Annotated in this window: 25 protein-coding genes; 15 read left to right on the forward strand and 10 right to left on the reverse strand. The window is 66.9% G+C overall.

Annotated elements, in window-relative coordinates; translation table 11 throughout:
* Window positions 1-16 precede the first annotated feature (16 nt).
* On the forward strand, window positions 17-820 hold the full coding sequence (locus BR78_RS0117315; protein WP_025587238.1) for a hypothetical protein: 804 nt from the start codon (window positions 17-19) through the stop codon (window positions 818-820).
* Window positions 820-1,518 (forward strand): hypothetical protein, encoded by a 699-nt coding sequence (locus BR78_RS0117320; RefSeq protein WP_231478301.1) that lies wholly within the window; start codon window positions 820-822, stop codon window positions 1,516-1,518. Before BR78_RS0117315 ends, BR78_RS0117320 begins: the two co-directional genes overlap by 1 nt.
* 3 nt (window positions 1,519-1,521) lie before the next feature.
* Here BR78_RS0117320 and BR78_RS0117325 read toward each other — a convergent pair whose 3' ends face one another.
* A complete protein-coding gene (locus tag BR78_RS0117325) occupies window positions 1,522-2,283 on the reverse strand; it encodes a Coq4 family protein (RefSeq protein WP_025587235.1) in 762 nt (253 codons plus the stop codon).
* A gap of 97 nt (window positions 2,284-2,380) precedes the next feature.
* On the opposite strand from BR78_RS0117325, the gene BR78_RS0117330 reads away from it, so the two are divergent.
* On the forward strand, window positions 2,381-2,725 hold the full coding sequence (locus tag BR78_RS0117330) for a hypothetical protein (RefSeq protein WP_025587233.1): 345 nt from the start codon (window positions 2,381-2,383) through the stop codon (window positions 2,723-2,725).
* A 5-nt stretch (window positions 2,726-2,730) separates the two neighbouring features.
* Here BR78_RS0117330 and BR78_RS21840 read toward each other — a convergent pair whose 3' ends face one another.
* From BR78_RS21840 to BR78_RS0117350, 4 genes are all read right to left on the reverse strand, one after another.
* Window positions 2,731-2,892, reverse strand: coding sequence for a hypothetical protein (locus BR78_RS21840; protein WP_156022357.1), 162 nt, complete (start codon window positions 2,890-2,892; stop codon window positions 2,731-2,733).
* A gap of 93 nt (window positions 2,893-2,985) precedes the next feature.
* Window positions 2,986-4,098 (reverse strand): DNA polymerase III subunit beta, encoded by a 1,113-nt coding sequence (gene dnaN / locus BR78_RS0117340; RefSeq protein ID WP_025587231.1) that lies wholly within the window; start codon window positions 4,096-4,098, stop codon window positions 2,986-2,988.
* Window positions 4,099-4,230: 132 nt separating this feature from the next.
* Window positions 4,231-4,884, reverse strand: coding sequence for an outer membrane protein (locus tag BR78_RS0117345; RefSeq protein WP_025587229.1), 654 nt, complete (start codon window positions 4,882-4,884; stop codon window positions 4,231-4,233).
* Window positions 4,885-5,058: 174 nt separating this feature from the next.
* Window positions 5,059-5,637, reverse strand: a complete 579-nt coding sequence (locus BR78_RS0117350; RefSeq protein ID WP_025587227.1) for an outer membrane protein — start codon at window positions 5,635-5,637, stop codon at window positions 5,059-5,061.
* Window positions 5,638-5,794: 157 nt separating this feature from the next.
* Here BR78_RS0117350 and BR78_RS0117355 point away from each other — a divergent pair, with 157 nt between their 5' ends.
* Both BR78_RS0117355 and BR78_RS0117360 read left to right on the forward strand, forming a co-directional pair.
* Window positions 5,795-6,460: a histidine phosphatase family protein gene (locus tag BR78_RS0117355; RefSeq protein ID WP_025587225.1), complete on the forward strand. Its 666-nt coding sequence runs from the start codon at window positions 5,795-5,797 to the stop codon at window positions 6,458-6,460.
* Window positions 6,457-6,915, forward strand: a complete 459-nt coding sequence (locus BR78_RS0117360; RefSeq protein WP_025587223.1) for a hypothetical protein — start codon at window positions 6,457-6,459, stop codon at window positions 6,913-6,915. The genes BR78_RS0117355 and BR78_RS0117360 overlap by 4 nt, the downstream gene beginning before the upstream one ends.
* 8 nt (window positions 6,916-6,923) lie before the next feature.
* Here the strand turns inward: BR78_RS0117360 and BR78_RS0117365 are convergent, their stop codons facing one another.
* Window positions 6,924-7,823, reverse strand: coding sequence for a LysR family transcriptional regulator (locus BR78_RS0117365; RefSeq protein ID WP_025587221.1), 900 nt, complete (start codon window positions 7,821-7,823; stop codon window positions 6,924-6,926).
* Between the two features lie 91 nt (window positions 7,824-7,914).
* On the opposite strand from BR78_RS0117365, the gene BR78_RS0117370 reads away from it, so the two are divergent.
* On the forward strand, window positions 7,915-8,844 hold the full coding sequence (locus BR78_RS0117370; RefSeq protein WP_231478302.1) for an NAD-dependent epimerase/dehydratase family protein: 930 nt from the start codon (window positions 7,915-7,917) through the stop codon (window positions 8,842-8,844).
* Between the two features lie 42 nt (window positions 8,845-8,886).
* Here BR78_RS0117370 and BR78_RS0117375 read toward each other — a convergent pair whose 3' ends face one another.
* Complete coding sequence (locus BR78_RS0117375) at window positions 8,887-9,297, reverse strand: DUF4168 domain-containing protein (protein ID WP_025587219.1); 411 nt, start codon at window positions 9,295-9,297, stop codon at window positions 8,887-8,889.
* 170 nt (window positions 9,298-9,467) lie between these two features.
* Here BR78_RS0117375 and rlmN point away from each other — a divergent pair, with 170 nt between their 5' ends.
* Window positions 9,468-10,676 (forward strand): 23S rRNA (adenine(2503)-C(2))-methyltransferase RlmN, encoded by a 1,209-nt coding sequence (gene rlmN, locus BR78_RS0117380; RefSeq protein WP_025587217.1) that lies wholly within the window; start codon window positions 9,468-9,470, stop codon window positions 10,674-10,676.
* 7 nt (window positions 10,677-10,683) lie between these two features.
* Here the strand turns inward: rlmN and BR78_RS0117385 are convergent, their stop codons facing one another.
* The gene (locus BR78_RS0117385; protein WP_025587216.1) at window positions 10,684-11,493 is read right to left on the reverse strand and encodes a hypothetical protein; all 810 of its coding nucleotides are present in this window, start codon (window positions 11,491-11,493) and stop codon (window positions 10,684-10,686) included.
* A gap of 91 nt (window positions 11,494-11,584) precedes the next feature.
* Between BR78_RS0117385 and BR78_RS0117390 the strand changes: the two genes are divergently transcribed.
* The 4 genes from BR78_RS0117390 to BR78_RS0117405 all read left to right on the forward strand — a co-directional run bounded on the left by BR78_RS0117390 (window position 11,585) and on the right by BR78_RS0117405 (window position 15,277).
* Window positions 11,585-12,343 carry a sulfite exporter TauE/SafE family protein gene (locus tag BR78_RS0117390; protein ID WP_025587215.1) on the forward strand — a complete coding sequence of 253 codons (759 nt, stop codon included), beginning with the start codon at window positions 11,585-11,587 and terminating at the stop codon, window positions 12,341-12,343.
* A gap of 160 nt (window positions 12,344-12,503) precedes the next feature.
* Entirely contained in the window at window positions 12,504-13,217 is a 714-nt protein-coding gene (locus tag BR78_RS0117395; RefSeq protein WP_049810754.1) for a cytochrome b/b6 domain-containing protein, read from the forward strand.
* On the forward strand, window positions 13,214-13,945 hold the full coding sequence (locus BR78_RS0117400; protein WP_025587212.1) for a molybdopterin-binding protein: 732 nt from the start codon (window positions 13,214-13,216) through the stop codon (window positions 13,943-13,945). The genes BR78_RS0117395 and BR78_RS0117400 overlap by 4 nt, the downstream gene beginning before the upstream one ends.
* A 78-nt stretch (window positions 13,946-14,023) precedes the next feature.
* The gene (locus tag BR78_RS0117405; protein ID WP_025587210.1) at window positions 14,024-15,277 is read left to right on the forward strand and encodes an SAM-dependent methyltransferase; all 1,254 of its coding nucleotides are present in this window, start codon (window positions 14,024-14,026) and stop codon (window positions 15,275-15,277) included.
* Here the strand turns inward: BR78_RS0117405 and BR78_RS0117410 are convergent.
* Window positions 15,274-15,693 carry a DUF1801 domain-containing protein gene (locus BR78_RS0117410; RefSeq protein WP_025587208.1) on the reverse strand — a complete coding sequence of 140 codons (420 nt, stop codon included), beginning with the start codon at window positions 15,691-15,693 and terminating at the stop codon, window positions 15,274-15,276. The genes BR78_RS0117405 and BR78_RS0117410 overlap by 4 nt on opposite strands.
* A 95-nt stretch (window positions 15,694-15,788) precedes the next feature.
* Between BR78_RS0117410 and BR78_RS0117415 the strand changes: the two genes are divergently transcribed.
* Genes BR78_RS0117415 through BR78_RS0117430 form a run of 4 tightly spaced genes read left to right on the forward strand, consistent with a single transcriptional unit; the run spans window position 15,789 to window position 22,019 of the window.
* Window positions 15,789-17,006: an argininosuccinate synthase gene (locus BR78_RS0117415; protein ID WP_025587207.1), complete on the forward strand. Its 1,218-nt coding sequence runs from the start codon at window positions 15,789-15,791 to the stop codon at window positions 17,004-17,006.
* Window positions 17,007-17,040: 34 nt separating this feature from the next.
* A complete protein-coding gene (locus BR78_RS0117420) occupies window positions 17,041-18,774 on the forward strand; it encodes a hypothetical protein (protein ID WP_025587205.1) in 1,734 nt (577 codons plus the stop codon).
* Window positions 18,771-20,324, forward strand: coding sequence for a hypothetical protein (locus BR78_RS0117425; RefSeq protein ID WP_029937222.1), 1,554 nt, complete (start codon window positions 18,771-18,773; stop codon window positions 20,322-20,324). The genes BR78_RS0117420 and BR78_RS0117425 overlap by 4 nt, the downstream gene beginning before the upstream one ends.
* 9 nt (window positions 20,325-20,333) lie before the next feature.
* Window positions 20,334-22,019, forward strand: a complete 1,686-nt coding sequence (locus BR78_RS0117430) for a hypothetical protein (RefSeq protein ID WP_231478303.1) — start codon at window positions 20,334-20,336, stop codon at window positions 22,017-22,019.
* Window positions 22,020-22,053: 34 nt separating this feature from the next.
* Here the strand turns inward: BR78_RS0117430 and BR78_RS0117435 are convergent, their stop codons facing one another.
* Window positions 22,054-23,238 (reverse strand): GNAT family N-acetyltransferase, encoded by a 1,185-nt coding sequence (locus BR78_RS0117435; RefSeq protein WP_443027683.1) that lies wholly within the window; start codon window positions 23,236-23,238, stop codon window positions 22,054-22,056.
* Window positions 23,239-23,403: the final 165 nt, after the last annotated feature.

Genomic DNA, 23,403 nt, shown 5'->3' on the forward strand with positions numbered 1-23,403 from the left:
GCGCAAAGGAGACATCATGATCCGTATCTGCATCGCCGCCGTCGCGGCGCTCGCTCTCGCCGCTTGTTCGAAGGCGCCCGAAGACACCACTGCCCGCTACACGCTGGGCGGCGGCGTGGGGTCGATCACCGTCCAGGCCGCCGCCAATGGCGACGCGCGGGTCGAGAGCGGCCAGCAAGTGCTCGTCCGCAACGGCGGTACCGAATATCTCGTGCTGACCGACAGCAAGGGCAAGTTCGCGGCGAAGGTCCCCGATTTCATCGCGGTGATGGGCGAGATGATGCGCGAAGGCGGGATGAAGCCTACCGGGCTGGGACCCCAGAGCGACTATGAGCTGATCAAGAAAGGCACCGAGACCGTCGCCGGCATTGCGGGCGATGTGTGGAACGTGCGCGCGAAGCCGGCCAAGGACGCCAAGGCCGGCCCGCCGACCGAGACGATCGAAGCGGTGGTCAGCAGCGATCCGGCGCTTGCCGGAATCGGCAAGGCGCTGTCGATGCAGACGCGGCTCGGCACCGCGGGCATGCAGCAGGTCCAGGGCGGGCAGGGCAATCTCGAGAAGCGCGTCGAGGAGATGCTCGACAAGGGCATGGTGCTGCGCTTCGGTGACGCGCTCAAGCTCGACAAGATCGAGAAGGCGCCGATCGACGCCAAGACCTTCGCGCTGCCGGCGGTAATCGACAAGACGGCGCTCAAGGCGCGGCTCACTGCCGAACGCGATCGCGCCCGTGCCGCATCGGTGTCGCCGGGGGCAGTGCCGGTCGATCCGGCCGCGCCGCCGGTCAAGTCCGTGCCCGCTCCAACGACCAAGACGCAGTGATGCGCCGGGCATCCGTTCTTGGATTCGCGCTTGCGATGGCGCCGCTGCCCGCAGCGGCCGACGTCACCGCGACCTATTCGATCGGCAAGGCGCAGCTCACGGTCGAGGTCGACGATAGCGGCGATTATCGTGCCGAAGTGCCAGGCGCGTTCGCGCTGGTCCGCCGCGGCGGCGACGAATTCATCATGATCACGCACGATGGCAAGGTGAGTGCTACGCGCAGCGACGTGTTCTTTGCGCTTCTCAAGACGAAGGCGGCGAAGAACGCTCCGACCGGCGGCCCCGGCGCAACCACGCGTTTCGTCACGACGCAAGGAAAGGACGAAGTCGTGGCCGGCCGCAAGGGCAGCAACTGGCAAATCGCGCCGGAGGCGCAGGGGCCCGCTGCGCTGGTGCTGGTGGTGAGCGCCGACCCGCAACTCGCGCCGGTCGGCGGTGTGTTCCAGAGCGGTATCGCGCGTGCGCTCGATGGGTTCGCGCCGTTCTTCGGGAACAATATGAGCTTCCGCGACCAGATCGTTGCCGTATTCGCCAAGGGGACGGTGCTGCGCCTCGCCGGCCCCGAGAACATCGTGCTACAAAATGTGAGCGGCAACGAGATCGACGCCGGCCGTTTCGCGAGTCCCACGGAATTGCTCGACTCGGCGGCGTTCGATGCAGCGCTCAGCGAACCGGCGCAGCCGGCCGCCAGGCCCTGAGGCTCAGATCCCGGTGAGCCCCGCTTCGGCAAGACTGGCCTGCGCGATACGATAGGCCTTTGGCGGGGTGATGTTCAGCCGCTCCCGGACCACGTCGATCGGCTCGGCGAGCAGTGCCTCATAATCCTCACCATGGAGCCAGCCGGCCCGCTTGCCGTGGCGATAACCCTCGATCACCGCCCGGAGGAAATCGAGCTTTCCGGTGATGCGAATGCTCTTGAGCGCGGCGCCGGCGGCGATGAACGCCCAGCCGAGCCCGCCGGTCTGCGCGTAGGAGAAGGCGACGAGGCACGCCTCGCCGAGATGTTCGTCGGCCTTGTAGCCGGTGAGGACGTGCCAGAGATCGTGGATGTCGCGTTCGCGGCGGCCCATCCAGGCATAGGGATGTTCGATCTCCAGCGCGTCGGCACCGATCGCGTTCATGCTGACTTCCGCCAGTCCCTTGGCGGAATAGCCGGTGGCGTCGAGAAAGGCGCGATAGGCGGCACCCACGGTGCCCTCGGCGAAGCCGTCGATCCATCTACGATCCGTCAGCCGCTCGGCCAGCTCGAGCCGCCGATACGCGAGCTTGCCGCCGCCGGGAACGGTGAGCAGCCTGCGGTAGTTCTTCTGAGTCACGTCGCCGTTCAGCGCGCGCATGATGCGGAACACCTGCTCGGTATCGTCGCCGTTCGACAGCAGCCGGCGCAATGCCGAGAGCGCAGTGCCCCATTCGCGCTTCATCGGGATGCCGGGATTGAAGGGCTCGGGTGCCTGGGTCGCCATGATCCGCCTGCTCAACTACTGACAACAGTGTAAATAGCAAACATTGCCGGAAAGTTCAATTCGGTCCATCCTGTTTGGCGAGCAGGGAGAGAAACAAATGCGAAGCCGGATCGTACCCGCCGCGTTTTTCGGCCTGCTGCTCGCGGCTTGCGGCCCGAAAACGCCCGAACAGGCCCAGATCGACGATATCCAGCAGGCTGCCGAGGCGGAGGCCGATGCGATCAAGTCCGCCTCCGGGAACGAAGCCGCCGCGATCCGCACCGAAGCCGACACCATCGCCGGCCAGGCCGAGATCGCCAACGGCTTCGATGCCGAGCGGCTCGAGACCCGTGCTGAGGCGCTGCGCAAGGAAGCGCGGATCGTCGAGCGTCATGCCGATGCGCGGATTCGCGCAGTGCGCGATCGCGCGCGTGCCGACGTGAGTGCCCTCAAGGCACAGTGAAGATATTACTGGAGCAGCCGCTTGCGGACTTCGGCGCGGCGCTGGAAAATCGACGCCATTTCGAGGTGGAGTGCCCGCTCGCGGGCATTGGCCGCACGTTCGGCCCGCTCGCGTTCTTCGCGCGCGCGCCGGTCGTTGAACGACACCAGAGCTTCGAGTCCGTGCATGACAACGTTGTAGCACGGCGGGTGAAAACAAACCCCTACGTATTGATGCGACTCGCGGAAATACGTGGATAACTCGCTTCGATTCGTCGCGATTCAGACACGCATCGGCATCAGCACGTAGAGCGCCGGTGCGGCGTCATTTTCGCGGATCAGCGTCGGTGCCGCGGCGTCGGCGAGATGGACCTCGACGAGATCGCCTTCGATCTGCGCGAGGATGTCCATCAGGTAGCGGCTGTTGAAGCCGATCTCGAACGCCATCGCGGCATATTCGCCCGGCACCTCTTCCGCGGCCGCGCCGTTCTCGGGGCTGGTGACCGAGAGGATGATCTTGTCGCGATCGAGCGCCATCTTCACGGCGCGGGTCTTCTCGGTGGCGATCGTCGAGACGCGATCGACGCCCTGCATGAAGCTTTTCGGGTCGATCTTGAGGATCTTGTCGTTCGCGGTCGGGATGACGCGGCTGTAATCGGGGAAGGTGCCGTCGATCAGCTTCGAGGTGAGGATCGCCTGACCGAGATCGAAGCGGATCTTCGAGCCGGAGAGCGACACGCCGACCGAGCCGTCGACTTCGTCGAGCAGCTTCCGCAGCTCGGCGACGCACTTACGCGGCACGATCACGTCGGGCATGCCGTCGGCGCCGTCGGGGCGCGCCACGGTGACGCGCGCGAGGCGATGGCCGTCGGTGGCGGCGGCGCGCAGCAGCGGCTGGGCGTCGTCGGTGACGTGGAGGAAGATGCCGTTCAGATAATAACGCGTCTCTTCGGTCGAGATCGCGAAGCGGGTCTTGTCGATGATCTGCTTGAGCGTCTCGGCGGGGAGTTCGAACGTCGTCGGCAGCTCGCCTTCGGCGATCATCGGGAAATCGTCGCGCGGCAGCGTCGCGAGCGTGAACTTGGCGCGGCCGGCATTGACGGTGATCCGGCCCTCGGCTGCGGCGAGCTCGACCTGCGAGCCTTCCGGAAGCTTCCGCACGATGTCGAACAGGGTGTGCGCCGAGACGGTGATCGCGCCCGGCTGGTCGACCGCGGCGGCGATCGTCTCGTCGATCTGCAAGTCGAGATCGGTCGCCATCAGACGCATCGTCCCGCCGGCCTGCGCCTCGATCAGCACGTTGGAAAGGATCGGGATCGTGTTGCGCCGCTCGACCACCGACTGGACGTGGCTGAGGCCCCTCAACAGAGTTGCGCGTTCGATCGTCGCCTTCATCACTCAAAACCCCCGGTGCCGCGCTCGAATCCGGGCGCTGACGATTGGCTCGGATATAGTGTCTAACGGCAAAAAGGGCCGGGGCAAGCGCCCCGACCCTCCTTTTGCACACCAAAATTGGTGTGGGCGGCTTCAGAAGCGGAAGCCGACGCCTGCGACGATCTGGTGACGATCGGTATCGACGTCGAACGTGTCGGTCACCGCGCCGTTGGCGAACTGGAAATCCGCCTTGGTGTAGTTCGAGTAGCGATACTCGAGCTTGGCATAGGTGTTGCTGCTGAGCGACTTCTCGACGCCCGCGCCGACGCGCCAGCCGTCGAGCTGGAAATTCTCGTCGGTCGTGGCGGTGCCATTGTCGGCGGTCACGTCCAGCCGGGCGTTGGTGTAGCCGCCCTTGGCATAGAGCAAGGTGCCGGTGCCGACCGGAACGCCGACACGCGCGCCGACATAGATGTCGCGGCCGGCCTTGACGCGGCCATAGCCGAAGAAGTTGGGATCGCTGGTGTCGGTGGTGACCTTGGCGGTCGAACCACTGAGCTCGCCCTCGACGCCGACCACGACGCCGCCAAGCGGCAGATCATAACCGGCCTCGACGCCGTAAAGGGCGCCCTCGATGCTCTGATCGTCGCCACGGATTCGCGAATCCTCGCTGCTGCCGGGACGAACGATGTCGAGTCCGCCGACCACGCCGACGCGGAAGCCGCCGGGGGCCGCATCCTGTGCGAAGGCAGGGGCGGCCAGCGCCGACGAGGCGACGAGGGCGGCGACGAATACAAGCTTACGCATAACTACTCCTTGGGTACTGGCCCGCCTTGTTCGAGCGGGCCGGGCCATAACTGGGGAGCCGAGTCCGCAGTTGCATGAACCTCAGATAAACAGGAAAAAGCGTGATATTAGAGCAACAGCGAGGCGAGTGTTGCGACTCACGAAATCCTCCCCCTGGCGGGGGAGGATAAGGACTCAGAACCGCACGCCGACGCCGCCCAGCACCTGATGGCGCTCGCCGCTGACGCCGCCATAATTGGTGTAGCGATACTCGCCCTTGAGATAGGCCTTGTCGGTCAGCTTGAGCTCCGCGCCCGCGCCCAGCCGCCAGCCTTCGAGTGTATCATGGTCCTCGATCGTGCCCGTGGTGGAAGTATATTCGGAGTTGAAGCGGGCATTGTCGTAGCCGCCCTTGGCATAGATCAGCGCTCGTTCGCCGACGACGACGCCGGCGCGGACGCCGGCATAGAGGTCGCGGCCGGTCGAGCTCTTCAGCCGGTCTCCGGCGACGAGCACGCCATTGGCGGTGTTCTTGGCGGTCGAGCCGGTGACTTCGCCCTCGACACCGAACACGGCCTTGCCCGTCTGATAGTCATAGCCGAGCTGGCCGCCATAGACGACGCCGTCGCGCGAGCCGTTGTTGATCGAATCGTCGCTGACATGATCCCAGCCGACGATCGCTTCGGCGCGCGGGCCGGTGAAGGTGGCGTCCTGGGCGAAGGCGGGGGTCGCCGCGGCGGATGTCGCCAGCGCTGCGAGAATAAGCTTACGCATGAGGTTACTCCATTTACTGATACTGAGCCCCGATGACGGAGCCGGTGTGCTGATGCCGTAAGTCACCTGTTTGTTGCATGAACGAAACGAGGCGGAATCGCGGCATGCCGCAATTCCGCCATTGCCTTTGGCGCCGGGAGCCGCTGAGGATGGGCGCATGCCAGCCAGCAAACGCCCCGTCAGCAATCGGAAGGGCCGCGATTTCATCGCCCGCCACGGCGAGACGGTGTTCAACATCGCGCGCCGGATGCAGGGCGATCATCCGCATACGCCGCTCACCCGCGCCGGCTTCGCACAGGCCGATGCGATGGGCGCGGCGCTGCGCGAACTGCTCGGCCCGAAGCCGAAGCTCACCTTGTGGTCGTCGAGCGCGGGCCGGGCGCTCCAGACGCTGGCGGTGATCGCCGAGCATCTCGAGCTCGATTGGCATCAGGCGAAGACCGACGATCGCCTCGTCGAGATCGGCATGGGCGCGTGGAGCGGCCGCTATTATGCCGATCTGCAGAAGGAGGTGGGGATTTTCCTCGATCTGGAGCACGGGCTCTACACGCGGCCGCCCGAAGGGGGCGAATGGTATGACGCGATCGCAGACCGGGTATCGGGCTGGCTGCGCGATACCGACGAGGATCCCGGCGATCGACTGGTGATCATGCACGGCATGTCGAGCCGTATCCTGCGCGGCGTGATGACCGGCGCGGACGCGATGCCGCAGTTCGGTGCGCCGGTGGCACCCGATTTGCCGCAGGGATCGATCGTGCTGATCGAGCAGGGCGTCGAGCGCGTCGTCCATCTCGGCACCGGGCACGGCGCGGCGCCGGCATGATCGCGCTTGCCTTGGCGCTGGTGCTCCAGCCGCGCGACGCGCTCGGGACGTTCGGGAGCTGGGGCGCGTTCCGCGATCCCTCGCCGCTGCGCTGCTTCGCGATCGCCAAGCCGATCACGCGCGCGCGCGACGCTCAGCCCTTCGCCAGCATCGCCACCTGGCCGGGCCAGGGTGTCCGGAACCAGCTCCATATCCGGCTGAGCCGCGCGCGTGCCGCCAATGCGCGAGTCACGCTGGCGATCGGCGAGCGCCGCTTCGAATTGCGCGCGGGCGATATGGACGCCTGGGCGCCCGATCCGCGCACCGATGCCGCCGTGGTCGCGGCCATCCGCGACGGGCGCAGCATGAGCGTCGAGACGGTTTCGACCAACGGCACCGCCTTTGCCGACACCTACAAGCTGGGCGGCGCGGCGACTGCGATCGACGCGGCGGCTCTGGGGTGTGCGGGGCGATAGAGTGCCCGTTAACTGCCGGCGACATATTCCCTGAGCCCCGCGACCAGCGCGTCGAACACTGCGCGCACCCGCGCCACGCTGCGCAGATCCTCGTGGCAGACCACCCATGTCTCCAGATCGAAGCCGAAGCCGGCGGGCACCAGCCGCACCAATCCGTCGCGCGCCGCGAGCGGTACCTGGCAGACACCGATCCCGAGGCCGGCGCGGAGCGCGGCGAGCTGCGCGAGATCGCTGTCGCTGCGAAAGGCGAAATCGTCGCGGCGGATCGGCAGGCCTCCGGCCTGCAGCGCGCGCAGGATCGGCGTGTCGTGCTCGACACCGATCAGCGTGTGGCTGCGTATCTCCTCCAGCGATGATGGCGTGCCGCGCGCCTTCAGATAGGCGGGATGCGCATGCAGCCCCAGCGCGATCGCGCCGATGCGCCGCGCGACCAGCGCCTCCTGCTGCGGCGCAACCATCCGCACCGCGACATCGGCTTCCCGCCGGAGCATATCCTCGTTGCGGTTGCTCGGGCTCAGCTCGATCACCAATGCCGGATGTCGGCGCGCGAGATCCGCGAGGATCGGCGGGAGCACTTCGATCGCGATCACGTCGCTCGCCGAGATCCGCACGCGCCCGGCCACGTCGCTCGCCTCCCCCGACGCCGATCGCGCGAAAGCTTCGGCCGCGAGCGCCATCGTCCGGACATGCTCGCCCAGCGCTTCCGCGCGCGCGGTCGGCAGGAGCCCGCTGGGCGATCGCGTGAACAAGGGCGCGCCGATCTCGGTTTCCAATGCCTCGATCCGCCGCCGCACCGTCGGCTGGGCGACGCCGATCCGCCGCGCGGCGGCCGACAGGCTGCCTTCGGTCATCACGGCAAGGAATGCGCGCTGGCGCTCCCAATCGATCCCGGCGTCGAGCGAGCTCATCCATTTTGTATAGGCTAGCTGAACATGTTCGACAATTTTCTTCGAGTGGCATCGCGCGCATCTCTCGCCCGTCCACACAATGGAGGCGGCGATGGAAAAGACGGCTTTGGTACTCGGCGCGACCGGCGGCATCGGCGGCGAGACCGCGCGGGCGCTGATGGCGCATGGCTGGAAGGTGCGGGGGCTGGTGCGCAGGGCGCGGCCCGGGCTCGATGCGGGGATCGCGTGGATCGAAGGCGACGCGATGGATGCCGCGGCGGTGCTCGACGCGGCGCAGGGAGCCGCGGCGATCGTCCATGCCGTCAATCCGCCGGGCTATCGCGATTGGGCGCGGCTCGTGCCGGCGATGCTCGCCAACAGCATCGCGGCGGCGCGGGCAGTCGACGCGCGGCTGGTGCTGCCGGGGACGATCTACAATTACGATCCCGCCGCCACGCCGGTGGCCGAAACGGATTCGCCGCAGCAGCCCGCGACGCGCAAGGGACGGATTCGCATGGAGATGGAGCGCAGTATCGAGGCCTCGGGCGTCCGCGCGCTGATTCTCCGCGCCGGCGATTATTATGGTCCGCGGCCCGGCAATAGCTGGCTGTCACAGGGGATGGTGAAGCCCGGACGCGTGCGTTCGATCCTGTATCCGGGCGGCAACGGCGTCGGTCACGCCTGGGCCTATCTGCCCGATGTCGCCGAGACCTTCGCGCGGCTGCTGGATCGCGACGCCGCACTGTCGCGCTTCGCGCGCTTCCATTTTGCCGGCTTGTGGGATGCCGACGGCACGCGCTTCACGCGTTCGATTCAGGAGGTGCTCGGCAGGAAATTGCCCGTGCGCGGCATGCCGTGGTGGGCATTGCCGCTGGTCGCGCCGTTCAATCCGACGATGCGCGAAATGATCGAGATGCGCGCTTACTGGCGGCACCCGGTGCGGCTCGACAATCGCGCGCTTGTCGCTTTCCTCGGCGAGGAGCCGCATACGCCGCTGGCGCAGTCGCTGGCGACCAGCTTCGCCGCGCTGGGCATTGCCTGAGCCGATGCGGGCGGCGATTCGCACCGCCGCCCGCTGGTCGATTTACTTCGGCGCCGCGGCCGGCGCGGCGGGCTGCTGTGCCGCTGCGGCGTCCTGGATCTTCTTGTTCAGTGCCGTGTCCGATTGCATCGCCTGAGCGATCTCATTGAAGCGCTTGGCCGGCAGACCCGTCGCGGTGATCGCCTCGACCATCTTGGCGTTCTTCTCCGCGTCGGGAACGGTGGCGTCCTGGCGGACCTTGGCGACGGCGAGCGCCGCGGTGGCGAATTGAGTCACTTCGGCATCGCTCACCGCAGTCGCGGTGCTGGCGGTGCCGGCACCGGTGGTGCCCTCCTGTGCCGGCGCAGCGGGTGCGGGCTCGGCGGGCGCGGGGGAGGTCTGGGCAGTCTGTGCCATCGCCGCGGGCGCGCAGATCAGCGCCGCGGAGAGGATCATCGAGGTACGAAACTTCATACTAACGCTCCGAATTGGGTATGCCCCCAACGCCAAGCTGGACGGCGGGGTCCCGCCGCGGCAACCGCTCCGCGACGCGGCGTGGCAGAAGCGGGATGGAGCAGTTCCATTCCGGCGGGATTCGCCACTGGGAGTGGAATTCGCGCGCGAAATCGACTAGATGCGCTGCCATGCAGACAGAGTCGGCCGCCCTCATGCCCATTCCGGGGCACATCGATCCCGTGCCCGTTCCGCGGGAATTCAAGCCGCGCGCCGACGGCCGCATCGACTTGCTCGGCCTTTCGAAGGCCGATTTGCGCATGGCGCTGGAGACCGCGCAGCTCGAGCCGAAACAGGCGAAGCTGCGCGCCAAGCAGCTCTGGCACTGGATATACAATCGCGGTGTCACCGAATTCGCGCTGATGACCGACATCTCGAAAGCGATGCAGCCCTGGCTCGAGCAACGCTTCGTGATCTCGCGACCGGAAGTCGTCGAGGCGCAGGTCTCGACCGACGGGACCCGGAAATGGCTGCTCCGATCGGACGACGGCCAGGATTACGAGATGGTCTTCATCCCCGATGCGGACCGCGGGACCTTGTGCGTCTCGTCGCAGGTCGGCTGCACGCTCAATTGCCGCTTCTGCCATACCGGCACGATGCGGCTGGTGCGCAACCTGCTGCCGGGCGAGATCGTCGGGCAGGTGATGCTCGCGCGCGACGCGCTCGGCGAATGGCCGAGCCAGCCCGAGGGGCGGATGCTCACCAACATCGTGATGATGGGCATGGGCGAGCCGCTCTACAATTTCGACAATGTCCGCGATGCGCTCAAGCTCGTCATGGACGGCGACGGGCTCGCGCTGTCGAAGCGCCGGATCACGCTCAGCACCTCGGGCGTCGTGCCGATGATGGCGCGCGCGGGCGAGGAGATCGGCGTCAACCTCGCAGTGTCGCTCCACGCAGTGACCAAGGAAGTGCGCGACGAGATCGTGCCGCTCAACCGCAAATACGGAATCGAGGAGCTGCTCCAGGCCTGCGCCGATTATCCCGGCGCCAACAACGCCCGGCGGATCACTTTCGAATATGTGATGCTCAAGGACAAGAACGACAGCGACGACGAGGCGCGCGAACTGGTCCGACTGATCAGGAAGTATCAGCTGCCGGCCAAGGTGAACCTCATCCCGTTCAACCCCTGGCCGGGCGCGCCGTACGAATGCTCGACCCCCGAGCGGATCCGCGCTTTCTCGAGCATCCTCTTCGAGTCGGGCTATTCGGCGCCGGTGCGCACCCCGCGCGGGCGCGACATCGATGCCGCCTGCGGACAGCTCAAGACCGCGTCGGAGAAGAAGAGCCGTGCCGAGCTGGACCGCCAGGCCGAAGAGAAGCAGGCGGCGCTGGGCTGACGCCCCACTAGAGGTTCGGCCGGCTGATCAGCTGGATCGAGAAGGTTGCGACGCTCCGCACCGCGTTGCCATCGGGCGCGCGGGCAGGCGCGAACAGCTTTCGGCCCTTTACCGGTGCGCAGGCCGATTTGGGCAGCCTGGGGTTGCCGCCGTCGTTGATCGCGTCGCAGCTGTCGATCGTGCCGTCCGTCGCGACGCCGACCTTGAGCAGCGCGTCGATCTCCGATCGTCCGCCGGTGAGACCGACGAGCTGGCTGTTGGTCAGCCACTTTTCGCGCGGGGTGAGCGCGACCGGCATCGCCCCTCCCGGCTGGAACTGCGCGGGATCGGCACCCCATTCGATGAGCTGGTCGGCGTTGCATCGGCGAAGCGCCGCCACCGCCTTCGCCGCGCTGGCCAGCGCGAGGGGGCCGCTTTCGCGGTTGCGCCGTCGCAACGCGATCGTGCTTGCGCCGGCGAGCCGATCGAGCAGCTCCGGTCCGATGCCGCCCATCTGTACGGCGGTCGAAAGCGCGCCATCGAGACGGGCGGCGCGCGCGAATACCGCGATCTTGTCCGCGTCCGGGAAGACCAGTTCGGCGGGCTCGATCTGCGAACCCGCGATGCCGCGAAGGCCGGGGCCCGCCAGCGTCAGCTGATAGGCGTCGCTACCGGGAACCGTCTGGATCGATATCGCGGCGGGTTCCGCCCCGGCGAGGTTCCGGCTGAGCCGGCATTGCGCGGGTGCGACGTCGACTTGCCACTGTCCGGACTGGGCGACGGCGGGTGTCGATGACATCGCGACCAGCGCGCATGCGATCCATGCCTCGATTCTCAAGCGCGTTCCCCCTGTGCCGCCGGCTATTGCAGCAGGGTTTGCCCGGCCTTTGGTCACTCGACAAGGCGGCGCGCCACGGTAAGGAGCGCGCATGATCGATCCCGCAGCTCTGGCGCTCGCCGCGCTTGCCGGCGTCGTCGGCGGCGCGATGAACGCGCTTGCCGGCGGCGGCACGTTTGCGACCTTGCCCGCACTGATCGCGCTCGGGCTTCCCGCCAATATCGCCAACGCCACGTCGAACGTCGCCTTGCTGCCTGGCGCGGGGACCAGCGCCTGGGCGTATCGCGACGAGTTGGGGCCGGTGGCGGGCATGTCGGTCAAATTGCTTGCGGTGATCACCTTCGCGTTCGGGCTGGTCGGCAGCCTGTTGCTGGTGCTCACCCCGAGCGAGACGTTCGACATACTCATCCCGTGGCTGCTGTTGTTCGCCTTCGCGGTGATGGTGTTCGGTAAGCGCGCGGCCGACTGGCTCCACGCCCGCGTCACGATCGGGCGGCCGACCCTGCTGATCACGCAGGCGTTCCTCGGCATCTATGGTGGCTATTTCGGCGGGGGCGTCGGGCTGATCACCACTGCGGTCTATGGCCTGCTCGCCAATATCCGCCCGCGTGAGCTGTTCGCGATCCGCACGCTGATGCTGGCGGTCGCCAATTTCGCCGCGGCGTTCATCTTCATCGGCTTCGCGATGGTCTGGTGGTGGGCGTGCCTGCCGATGCTGGTCGGATCGATCGCCGGCGGCTGGCTCGGCGCAGTGATCGGCAAGCGGCTCTCGCCCGGCATGGTCCGCGCCTGGACGCTGCTGGTGACCGGCGCCACGACGATCGTCTTCTTCGTGCGCGCGTACGGTTGAGTTCCCAATCCTCCCCCGCAAGGGGGAGGTGGCATGCGCAGCATGGCGGAGGGGGAGGAAGCACGACGGCGAGTGGGTCGCTTCCCTCCCCCTCCGTCGCCTTCGGCGCCACCTCCCCCTGGCGGGGGAGGATCAGGGGGCTTTGCCGCTGGCGCGCGCGATGCGTCCTCGGCATAATGCGGCCGTGACCAAGCGCATCTATCGACACCGGCTGTTCACGCGGATCTGGCACTGGATCAACGCGCTCGCGATCCTGATCCTGATTCCCAGCGGGCTGATGATCTTCAACGCGCATCCGCGGCTCTATTGGGGGCAGTACGGCGCCAATTTCGACCATGCCTGGCTCGAGCTGCCGCGCTTCCCGGGCTGGGTGACGATCCCGAGCCATTACAGCCTCGCCGGCGCGCGGCACTGGCATCTGTTCTTCGCCTTGGTGCTCGGCTTCGGGCTGCTGGCGTACATGCTGTTCGGGCTGATCAGCCGGCACATCCAGCGCGACCTGCGGATTCGGGGGGCCGAACTGGCGCCGCGCCACCTCGCCGCGGACTTCAAGGCGCATCTCGCATTGCGCTTCCACGATCCCGCCAATCCGGGCGCGTACAACATCTTCCAGAAAGCGAGTTATGCCGGGGTGATCTTCGTGCTGCTCCCGCTGCTGATCGCCTCGGGCCTCGCCATCTCGCCGGGCATGTGGCCGTGGCTGGCGGACCTGTTCGGCGGGCGCCAGTCGGCGCGCTCGATCCATTTCATCGCGATGGCGTGCATGACCTTGTTCATCGTCGTGCACCTGACGCTGGTCATCTTGGCCGGGCCGATCAACGAAGTGCGATCGATGGTCACGGGCTGGTGGCGCGTGCCCGAGGATCCTTCGTGATTACCCGGCGCACCCTCCTCGTCGGGACCGGCGCGACTTTGCTCGCGGGCTGCGATTCGCTCACCGACAGCCCGGTGCTGATGTGCGCCGAGGATGCGCATCGGTTTCTGCAGCGCTCGATCAACGGCCGCGCCGCGCTCGCCCGCCAGTTCCGTCCCGAGCAGCGCAGCCCGATCTTCCGCGTCAACGGGACGGCCAATCCGAACACGCCCGAGTACAACGCGCTCGCAGCGAACCGCTTCGCCGACTGGCGGCTGGCGGTCGACGGCCTCGTCGTGCGCCCGCTCAGCCTCAGCCTCGCGCAAATCCAGTCGCTGCCGCAGCGTGCGCAGATCACCCGGCACGATTGCGTCGAGGGCTGGAGCGCGATCGGCAAGTGGCAGGGGCCGCGGCTGGAGACCCTGCTCCAGCTCGCCGGAATCCGCGACAGCGCACGCTACATCGTCTTCCACTGTGCCGATCGCTTCGGCGGCACGCCCTTCTACGAATCGATCGATCTGATCGACGCGTTCCACCCCCAGACGATCCTCGCCTGGGCAATGAACGACGCGACTCTCTCGGTCGGTCATGGCGCGCCGGTCCGGCTCCGGGTCGAGCGGCAGCTCGGCTACAAGCAGGCGAAGTATATCATGCGGATCCAAGCCGTCGCCAGCCTCGCCGGGATCGGCGCGGGCAAAGGCGGCTATTGGGAGGATTCGAACGGCTATGAATGGTACGCCGGCATCTGATCGGGCATTTTCCGCATTGCAGAAAGTCGTTACGCTTCTAACTTAAGAGGCGGTGGGGGCTGTTGACGGGTACGGCCTATGGCGTTGATCGATACGTTTTTTACGCGCGCTGTGAAGCGCGGGCTTCTCACTGTTTTCCATGCGGACGGCACCAGCCGCAGCTTCGGCGAGCCCGATCCGCACCTCAAGCCGGTCACGATACGGTTCGCGCGCGGCGCCGCGGCGGCGATTCTGCGCGATCCCAGCCTGGGCGCCGCCGAATGCTTCATGGACGGCCGGCTGACGATCGAGCAGGGGGACATCCTCGACCTGCTCGTGCTGATGACGAGCAACAATCGCTGGGAAGACGCGACGGCCGCGCTCGATCCCAAGCCGCTTGCCCGCCTCGCCAACACCATCGCCCACCGCATCGGCCGCTACAACATGGCGCGCCGCGCGAAGCGCAACGTCGCGCATCACTACGATCTGTCGCGGCGGCTCTACGATCTCTTCCTCGACGCCGACCGGCAATATAGCTGCGCCTATTACACCGATCCGGCCAACAGCCTCGAACAGGCCCAGCTCGACAAGAAGGCGCACATCGCCGCCAAGCTGGCGATCGAGCCCGGCATGCGCGTGCTCGATATCGGCTGCGGCTGGGGCGGGATGGCGCTCTATCTCCACGAGAAGACCGGCGCCGAAGTCGTCGGCATCACGCTTTCGGAAGAGCAGCTCAAGGTCGCCCGCGAGCGCGCCGCCGAGCGCGGCGTGCACGGCAAGGTCCGCTTCGAGCTGATCGACTATCGCGAGATGACCGGCCAGTTCGACCGGATCGTCTCGGTCGGCATGTTCGAGCATGTCGGCACGCCGCAATACCGCACCTTCTTTCACAAGTGCCGCGAGTTGCTCACGCCCGAGGGCGTGATGCTGCTCCACACGATCGGGCGCGCCGGCGGCCCCGGCGTCACCGACGCATTCACACTGAAGTACATCTTCCCCGGCGGCTATATCCCCGCGCTGTCGGAGATCGCGCGCGGCTATGAAGGACTGCGCATGTTCCCGACCGACATCGAGGTGCTGCGGCTGCATTACGCGCATACGCTCAAGGCCTGGTACGATCGGACGGTCGCCGCGAAGGACGAGATCGTCGCGCTGTACGACGAACGCTTCTTCCGGATGTGGACCTTCTATCTCGCGGGGTCCTATGTCGCCTTCGTCAATGGCGGGCTGGTCAATTACCAGCTCCAGTTCTCGCGCTCGCGCACGGCGCTGCCGATCACGCGCGATTATATGATCGAGGCGGAGCAGGCCTTGCGTGAGACCTCCGACGTGCCGGCGCGGCTGTCGGCCTAACGCGGATAGCGCGCGTCCATCGAGGCGAGCTTGTCGCGCACCAGCGTCTCGAGCACGGCCATGTCCACATCGGCGAGCTTTTTGACGTAGAGGCAGCCCTTGCCGGTCCTGTGCTTGCCCAACCGGGCGAGCTGCGCTTCCTGTTCGGGACTGGCGTTGAGCACATAGAGGACCAGCTCGGCCTTGCGCGGGCTGAAGCCCAGCCTGCACATCTCGCCTTCGCGGCCGCTTTCGTAGCGATAGCGATAGCTGCCGAAACCGATGATCGACGGCCCCCACATTACCGGTTCCTCGCCGGTCACGTGCGCCATCAGCGCCGCGAGCGCCTTCGCATCTTCGCGGCGAACCGGATCGGGAGCGGCCTGAATGAAGTCGGCGACGCTTGTCGAGGTGGGTTTGGTCTTGAGTTCGGCCATCGCGGTCCCTCCGCCGCGCGTCATACCATGGTTGCGCCGCGGTTGCAGGAACCCTAGAGCGCCCCGGTTTCCCGTACCTTCGGAGTCGCAATTCCATGTCCGACAAGATCAATCGCGTTGTTCTCGCCTATTCGGGCGGGCTCGACACCAGCGTGATCCTGAAGTGGCTCCAGCAGGAATATCAGTGCGAGGTGGTGACCTTCACTGCCGATCTCGGCCAGGGCGAGGAGCTCGAGCCCGCGCGGCGCAAGGCCGAGATGGCCGGCGTCAAGCGCGAGCACATCTTCATCGACGATCTCAAGGAGGAGTTCGTCAAGGACTTCGTCTTCCCGATGATGCGCGCCAATGCGATGTACGAGGGCCTGTATCTGCTCGGCACCTCGATCGCGCGGCCGCTGATCGCCAAGCGCCAGATCGAGATCGCGAAGCTCGTCAATGCCGATGCGGTCAGCCACGGCGCGACCGGCAAGGGCAATGATCAGGTCCGCTTCGAGCTCGGCTATTACGCGCTCAATCCCGACATCAAGGTGATCGCGCCGTGGCGCGAATGGGACCTGACCAGCCGCAGCCGGCTGATCGAGTTCGCGGAAGCGCACCAGATCGAAGTCGCCAAGGACAAGCGCGGCGAAGCGCCGTTCTCGACCGATGCGAACCTGTTGCACACTTCGTCCGAGGGCAAGGTGCTCGAGGATCCGTGGGACGAAGTCCCCGATTATGTCTATTCGCGCACGGTCAATCCCGAGGACGCGCCCGACAAGCCCGAGACGATCACGGTGGATTTCGAGCGCGGCGACGGCGTCGCGCTGAACGGCGAGGCGATGTCGCCTGCGACCTTGCTGACGGCGCTCAACGAACTCGGCCGCAAGCACGGCATCGGCCGGCTCGATCTGGTCGAGAACCGCTTCGTCGGCATGAAGTCGCGCGGCATGTACGAGACGCCGGGCGGCACCATCTATCATCTCGCCCATCGCGGGATCGAGCAGATCACACTCGACCGCGGCGCAGCGCATCTCAAGGACGAGCTGATGCCGCGCTATGCCGAGCTGATCTATAACGGCTTCTGGTTCGCGCCGGAGCGCGAGATGCTGCAGGCGGCGATCGACCACAGCCAGGAGAAGGTGACCGGCACCGTGCGGCTCAAGCTCTACAAGGGCAATGTCATCGTCACCGGCCGCAAGTCGCCGTTCAGCCTGTACAGCGAGAAGGTCGTGACCTTCGAGGACGATCAAGGCGCATACGACCAGCGCGACGCCGCGGGATTCATCAAGCTGAACGCGTTGCGGCTGCGGCTGCTAGGTCGCCGCGACGGCTAACGCCGCCTTAACCATGCGGGGCTAGGCCGGAGCCATGCCCACGCATGTACAGGATCGGCATTGGGGCGACCTTGGCGTCGCCCTGCTCCTCGCGGGGCTGCTGACGCTCGCTTGGACCGTGCAGGGCTGGGCCACTCTCTCCGCGCTGCGCCTGCCCGATACCGATGATGTGGTGCGCCTGCAGCAGATCCGCGATTGGCTGGGCGGGCAGGCGTTCGGCGATCTCGCGCAGCATCGGCTCGGCTTGCCGCCGGGTCTCGAAATGCATTGGTCGCGGCTGCCCGATCTCGTGCCTGGCGCGCTGATCGCGCTGTTCTCGCCGCTGCTGGGCGCGCATGCCGCCGAACTGGTCGCCGTCATCGCGTGGCCGATGCTGCTCTTCGCCGCCGCGTTGGCGCTCGTCGCCCGCATTGCGCGCATTCTGGGTGCCCAGGGCCCCCTGGCTGCGGTGCTGGTGGCGCTCGCCTATCCGGCGACGACCTTGTTCATGCCGGGCCGGATCGACCATCACGGGCTGCAGATGGTGCTTCTGCTGGCGGTGGTGCGGGCGGCGGTCGGAGGCGGCTCGCTCGCCGCGGGTGCCGCCGCGGGAATCGCCACCGCGGCCTCGCTCGTCATCGGGGTGGAAACCGCGCCTCTGCTCGCGATCGGCTGTGGCGCCATCGTCGTTCGGTGGATCTTCGGGGCGCATGAAGGTCAGGCACGTCTCGCCGGCTATGCCGCGGCATTGGTCCTGTCGCTCGCCGCTGCATCCGCCCTGTTGCGCACCAGCGGCTGGAATTGGCCCGGCTGCGACGGCTTCACTGGCCAACTCTGGCGCGTTGCGCAATTCGGCGCGCTGGTACCGATGGCACTGGCCGTGTTCGGGTTCGCCTCGAGAGAAACGGGCGCGCGATCGATTGCCGCGCTCATCGGCACCGTGGCCGCCATCGCCGGTGCGCTGGCGATCGCGCCCGGCTGCCTGCGGCCCTATGGCGAAGTCGATCCGCTGCTCGCGCAGCTCTGGCTCGCCAATGTCGCCGAGGCGCAGCCGCTATTGGGCGCACCGGCCTCGCAAGCAATCGGCTATGCCGGGCTCATGCTCGCAGGGATCGGCGCGGGCATCTGGGCGTGGCGCTGCTCGCGCGACGGTCGCTGGCTGATGCTCCTCGCGTTGCAGTCCACGGCGCTGGCGCTGACTGCGGTCCAGCTTCGCGGGGCTTATGCCGGCGCGCTGCTCGCCGCGCCCGCGCTCGCGGCGCTCATTGCCGGGGCGCGCACGAAAGGCCTGGTCGCCTTGCTTCCGGCCTGGCTCGCCTCCGCCGGGCTGCTCTATCCGATCGCCGGAAACATGCTCGCTCCCTTGACCGCCATTGGCCAGGCAAGCCCGGACTGTACTCGCCCCGCTGCTTTCGCGCGCCTCGCCGCGCTGCCGCCCGGGACCTTGATGGCGTCGATCGATACCGGCGCCTGGGCCGTCTCCGCGACACCGCACCGCGTGGTCGCCGCGCCCTATCATCGCAACGGTGCCGGCAACACGGCGATGTACCGCTTCTTCCTCGGCTCGATCGAGAATGCGCGGCCGATCGCGCGGGAATGGGGGGTAGACTATGTCGCGCTCTGTCCCGGCGACTTCGACGAACTCGGTGCGCGGACGGGCAATGCCGCCCGACTGAGCGGCGCGCTACGCAGCGGCACGCCGCCGGCCTGGCTGCGGCCGATTTCGCCGCCGGGCGAGGCCCCGGCGCTGTTCGCCGTCGTTTCCAATCCGCTGGAGCCCCGCCCTTGAACCGTACCCAGAACGCTTGGTGGGAAACCCGAACCTTCGTGCTGGCGGCGGTTTTGCTGTCGATCGTCCCACTGCTGCTCCCGGCCGTCCCTCCGCTCACCGATCTTCCCGGCCATATCGCGCGCTACCGCGTGATGCTCGGCACCGACGCCGCGGTGCTCTCGCAATGGTACCAGTTCCATTGGCGCATCGCCGGCAATCTCGGTGTCGATCTGCTGGTCGCGGGCCTCGCTCCGCTGTTGGGGCTCGAGATCGCCGTCAAGCTCGTCATCCTCGCCACCGCCGGTCTCACCGCCAGCGGCATATTGTGGATCTCGCGCGAGGCGCATGGACGGGTTCAGCCCTGGGCATTGTTCGCGCTGCCTTTCGTTTACAATTATTCGTTCCTGTTCGGCTTCGTGAACCACGCGCTGTCGATGGCGCTGGCGCTCAACGCCTTCGCCTTGTGGCTGCGGCTCGGCCGATTGCACCGAATCGGGCTCCGTGCCGTGCTGTTCGTGCCGCTGTCGGTGCTGATCTGGCTCGCGCATGTCGTCGGGTGGGGCGTGCTCGGCATCATGGCCTACGGCGCCGAACTGGCGCGTGCGCGCCAGCAGGGGCGCGGCTGGCTCATCACGCCCGTCGCGGCGGGCTTCGCCTGCCTGCCGCTGGCGTTGCCGATGGCGCTGCTGTTCGTCTGGCGATCGAACGAGGGCGTCGGCGCCACGGGCCGCTTCTTCGAGGTCAGGCTCAAGCTCGGCTTCCTCGCGATGGCGCTGCGCGATCGCTGGGCGGCATTCGATATAGCCGCGGTCGGGCTGATCGCGATCATGCTCTTCCGCGCGCTGCGTGACCGACGGATCGAGCGCGCGCCGAGCCTTGCCGCCGCGTCGCTGCTGCTGCTCGCCGCCTTTGCATTATTGCCCTTCATCCTTTTCGGCTCGGCCTTCGCCGATATGCGGATCGCGCCGTTCATGGTGATCCTCGCCTTGCTGACGTTCCGGCCCGGTGAGGCTTTTCCGGCGCGCGAGCGGGCGACGCTGGCGATGATCGGGCTCGCCTTCTTCGTCGTGCGTACGGCGGGTACTACCGTCGGCTTCTGGATGGTTGATCGCGAATGGAACCGGCATCTGGAGGCGCTCGACCACATCCCGCGCGGCGCCCGGCTGGTGACGTTCGTGGGCTCCAATTGCATCGATCCCTGGGCGCACCGGCGCGAGTCCCATTTGTCGGGGCTGGCACTCGCGCGGCGCGCCGCCTTTTCCAACGATCAGTGGCGCCTAGCCGGCAGCACGCCGATCACCGTGATCGCTCCGGGACTCGGCAAATATGCCACCGACCCCTCGCAGCTGGTGTTGCTCGAGCCTTGCCCCTTCCAGACCGATTTCATGACCATGAACGCCGCCCTGGCCGGCCTGCCGCGCAATCGTTTCGACTATGTCTGGCTGATCAACCCGCCGCCGTTCGACCCAGGCCTGACGACCGGAATGCAGCCGCTGTGGCGCAATCGTACCGATATCCTGTACCGGATCGACAACCACCGCTTGTCTGAGGCTCGCGCTACGCACTAAAGCGGCGCGATGGATCGGGGCGACAGGTTGCATTGGTGGCAGACACGATGGTTCGTGGCGCTCGCCACGTTCATGGCGATCGTGCCTTTGCTGTGGCCCGACATTCCGCCGCTCGTCGATCTGCCGGGGCATATGGGGCGCTACCGCGTCCAGCTCGATTATGCGCAATATCCGCATCTGCACGACTGGTATAATTTCAACTGGAGCCTGATGGGCAATCTCGGGGTCGACCTGCTCGTCATCCCTTTGTCCAAGGTCTTCGGGCTCGAACTCGCGGTCAAATTGATCGTCATCACCATCCCCGCGATGACCGTCGCCGGGCTGCTGATGATCGCGCGCGAAGTGCATGGCCGCATCCCCGCCACGGCCTTGTTCGCGCTGCCGCTGGCTTATGCCTTCCCCTTCCATTTCGGCTTCGTCAATTTCGCGCTGTCGATGGGGATGGCGATGCTCGGTTTCGGCTGGTGGCTGCGGCTCGCGCGGCTCGGCAAGTTCCAGTTCCGCAGCCTCATATTCCTGCCGATCTCCGTGCTGATCTGGATCACGCACACGTTCGGATGGGGCGTGCTCGGCGTACTCGCTTTCTCGGCCGAACTGGTCCGCCACCACGACGCGAATCGCGGGCAGGGCTTCGTCCGCGAATGGCTGCTTCCCTGGTTCAAGGCCGGTATCCAGTGCCTCGTGCTGGCGCCGCCCGCCTTGCTGATGCTGATGTGGCGCAGCGGCGGCCATGTCACCGGCCAGACCGCAGACTGGTTCAACTGGCGCGCCAAGATGATGTGGATCGTCCAGGTCTTCCGCGACCGCTGGCAGCTGTTCGACATCGCCTCGGTCGGCGTGCTGTTCCTGCTGCTGTTCAAGGCGATCCGCGACCCCAATCTCCAATATTCGCGCAATTTGAGCCTGTCCTTCCTGTTCCTCGCGGCGGTCTATGTTCTGCTGCCGCGGATCGTGTTCGGATCAGCCTATGCCGATATGCGGCTGGTGCCGTTCCTGATGGCGATCGGGATCATCGCGATCCGCCCCAAGCCGGGTCTGTCGATGCGCGGCGCGGCGGTGGTGGCGGCGATCGGCATGGCGTTCTTCACTGCGCGCATCGCCGCGACGACGTGGAGCTTCTTCCTCTACGACAAATCCTATGATCGCGAGCTGAAGGCGCTCGAGCATCTGCCCGAAGGCGCGCGGCTGGTCAGCTTCGTCGGCGAGACCTGTTACAACGAATGGAAGATGACGCGCCTCCAGCACGTTCCCGCGCTCGCGCTCGAACGCAAGCTTGCCTACACCAACGATCAATGGTCGATGCCCGGCGCGCAGCTGCTGACGGTACGCTACACCGATGCCAAGCGCTTCGCGCACGATCCCTCGCAGATCGTCACCGACGTCCAGTGCCCGCGCGAATGGTGGCGCCCGGTGGCCTGGGCGCTGACCCGCTTCCCGCGCGACGCGTTCGATTATGTCTGGATGATCCGCCCGCCGCAATTCGACCAGCGCTTCCTGCAGGGGCTGGTGCCCCTCTATATCGACGATCACAGCCATAGCGGGCTCTATCGCGTGGATCACAGCGTCCCCGCGCCGATCATCCGCCCGGGCGAGCTGCCGCTCCCCAAATGGGAACGCGAGATCATCCTCAACGATGGCCGCCAATTCACCAGCAACCTGCCCGAGCCCGAGGCGTCGCCTTCGCCGGTGGAATAACAAATTCCCCTCCCTTGCAGGGAGGCGAGGTCTGTCAACCGCCCCGCCGGAACGGCGTCATCTCGCCCAGCCATTCCTGCTCGCGCTCGATCGCCTCGCGCTCGCGCTGAAGGAAATCCGCCACTGCGCGGCGGAAGCCCAGATCGGGGATGTAGTGCGCCGACCACGTCGTCACCGGGGCATAGCCGCGCGCGAGCTTGTGCTCGCCCTGCGCGCCCGCCTCGACGCGGGCCAGCCCGCGCGAGATCGCGGCGTCGATCGCCTGATAATAACAGAGCTCGAAATGGAGGAACGGGACTTCCTCGGTAGCGCCCCAATAGCGCCCGTACAGCGCGTCCTCGCCGATCAGGTTGAGCGCCCCCGCAATCGGTACGCCGTCGCGTTCGGCGAAGATCAGCAGCACCTTGTCCGCCATCTCCTCGCCGAGCAGCGAGAAGAATTCGCGAGTCAGATAGGGCCGACCCCATTTGCGCGAGCCGGTGTCCTGATAGAATTCCCAGAACGCGTCCCAATGCGCCTCGGTAATTTCGGTGCCGGTCAGATGGCGGACGGTCAGCCCCTCGAGTGCCGCCGCGCGCTCCTTGCGGATCGCCTTGCGCTTGCGGCTGGAAAGCGCGGCGAGGAAATCGTCGAAGCGCGCATAATCGTGATTCTGCCAGTGGAACTGCGTGCCCGCGCGCACCAGCCATCCGGCGGTCTCGAACCAGTGCAATTGCGCCGTCTCGACAAAGGTCACGTGCGCCGAGGACAGCCCGTTCTGATCGGTCACCGCCTCGATCGCCGCGATCAGCGAAGGGGCGAGTGCCGGCTCGCGCAGCAACAAACGGGGTCCGGGCACCGGCGTGAACGGCACCGCCACCTGGAGCTTGGGATAATAGTTGCCCCCGGCGCGCTCCCACGCATCGGCCCAGCCGTGATCGAAGACATATTCGCCCTGGCTGTGCGCCTTCACATAGGCCGGCGCGATACCCGCGGCGCAGCCGCCAGCGCCGTCGATCACGATCGGCAAAGGCTGCCAACCGGCACGCGCGGTCGCCGATCCCGAGCGTTCGAGCAGCGAGAGAAACGCGTGGCCTACGAACGGATTGGCGGTGCCGGCGCAGGCATCCCATTCCGCGGGACGAATCGAGGCGACGCCGTCGGCGATGCGGGCGGTAATCGGCTGGGAACTCACGGGCGCCAAGATAGGGACAGAGTTCGGCCAGCGGGAGGGGGACATGCACTTATCCTCCCCCTGGCGGGGGAGGTGGCGCCGAAGGCGACGGAGGGGGCGGACTCACTACGCTCCATGCTTCCTCCCCCCCCCCCCCCCCCCCCCCCCCCCCCCCCCCCCCCCCCGGGGGGGGGGGGGGGGGGGGGGGGGGGGGGGGGGGGGGGGGGGGCG

Source organism: Sphingomonas sp. UNC305MFCol5.2 (assembly GCF_000712135.1).
Classification (GTDB): domain Bacteria; phylum Pseudomonadota; class Alphaproteobacteria; order Sphingomonadales; family Sphingomonadaceae; genus Sphingomonas.

What these genes read in the sequence shown, in the direction of transcription:
- BR78_RS0117315 (WP_025587238.1), top strand. Translation starts at nt 17, where the DNA reads ATGATCCGTATCTGCATCGCCGCCGTCGCGGCGCTCGCTCTCGCCGCT.
- BR78_RS0117320 (WP_231478301.1), top strand. Translation starts at nt 820, where the DNA reads ATGCGCCGGGCATCCGTTCTTGGATTCGCGCTTGCGATGGCGCCGCTG.
- BR78_RS0117325 (WP_025587235.1), bottom strand. Translation starts at nt 2,283, where the DNA reads ATGGCGACCCAGGCACCCGAGCCCTTCAATCCCGGCATCCCGATGAAG.
- BR78_RS0117330 (WP_025587233.1), top strand. Translation starts at nt 2,381, where the DNA reads ATGCGAAGCCGGATCGTACCCGCCGCGTTTTTCGGCCTGCTGCTCGCG.
- BR78_RS21840 (WP_156022357.1), bottom strand. Translation starts at nt 2,892, where the DNA reads ATGCACGGACTCGAAGCTCTGGTGTCGTTCAACGACCGGCGCGCGCGC.
- dnaN (WP_025587231.1), bottom strand. Translation starts at nt 4,098, where the DNA reads ATGAAGGCGACGATCGAACGCGCAACTCTGTTGAGGGGCCTCAGCCAC.
- BR78_RS0117345 (WP_025587229.1), bottom strand. Translation starts at nt 4,884, where the DNA reads ATGCGTAAGCTTGTATTCGTCGCCGCCCTCGTCGCCTCGTCGGCGCTG.
- BR78_RS0117350 (WP_025587227.1), bottom strand. Translation starts at nt 5,637, where the DNA reads ATGCGTAAGCTTATTCTCGCAGCGCTGGCGACATCCGCCGCGGCGACC.
- BR78_RS0117355 (WP_025587225.1), top strand. Translation starts at nt 5,795, where the DNA reads ATGCCAGCCAGCAAACGCCCCGTCAGCAATCGGAAGGGCCGCGATTTC.
- BR78_RS0117360 (WP_025587223.1), top strand. Translation starts at nt 6,457, where the DNA reads ATGATCGCGCTTGCCTTGGCGCTGGTGCTCCAGCCGCGCGACGCGCTC.
- BR78_RS0117365 (WP_025587221.1), bottom strand. Translation starts at nt 7,823, where the DNA reads ATGAGCTCGCTCGACGCCGGGATCGATTGGGAGCGCCAGCGCGCATTC.
- BR78_RS0117370 (WP_231478302.1), top strand. Translation starts at nt 7,915, where the DNA reads ATGGAAAAGACGGCTTTGGTACTCGGCGCGACCGGCGGCATCGGCGGC.
- BR78_RS0117375 (WP_025587219.1), bottom strand. Translation starts at nt 9,297, where the DNA reads ATGAAGTTTCGTACCTCGATGATCCTCTCCGCGGCGCTGATCTGCGCG.
- rlmN (WP_025587217.1), top strand. Translation starts at nt 9,468, where the DNA reads ATGCAGACAGAGTCGGCCGCCCTCATGCCCATTCCGGGGCACATCGAT.
- BR78_RS0117390 (WP_025587215.1), top strand. Translation starts at nt 11,585, where the DNA reads ATGATCGATCCCGCAGCTCTGGCGCTCGCCGCGCTTGCCGGCGTCGTC.
- BR78_RS0117395 (WP_049810754.1), top strand. Translation starts at nt 12,504, where the DNA reads ATGCGTCCTCGGCATAATGCGGCCGTGACCAAGCGCATCTATCGACAC.
- BR78_RS0117405 (WP_025587210.1), top strand. Translation starts at nt 14,024, where the DNA reads ATGGCGTTGATCGATACGTTTTTTACGCGCGCTGTGAAGCGCGGGCTT.
- BR78_RS0117410 (WP_025587208.1), bottom strand. Translation starts at nt 15,693, where the DNA reads ATGGCCGAACTCAAGACCAAACCCACCTCGACAAGCGTCGCCGACTTC.
- BR78_RS0117415 (WP_025587207.1), top strand. Translation starts at nt 15,789, where the DNA reads ATGTCCGACAAGATCAATCGCGTTGTTCTCGCCTATTCGGGCGGGCTC.
- BR78_RS0117420 (WP_025587205.1), top strand. Translation starts at nt 17,041, where the DNA reads ATGCCCACGCATGTACAGGATCGGCATTGGGGCGACCTTGGCGTCGCC.
- BR78_RS0117430 (WP_231478303.1), top strand. Translation starts at nt 20,334, where the DNA reads ATGGATCGGGGCGACAGGTTGCATTGGTGGCAGACACGATGGTTCGTG.
- BR78_RS0117435 (WP_443027683.1), bottom strand. Translation starts at nt 23,238, where the DNA reads ATGTCCCCCTCCCGCTGGCCGAACTCTGTCCCTATCTTGGCGCCCGTG.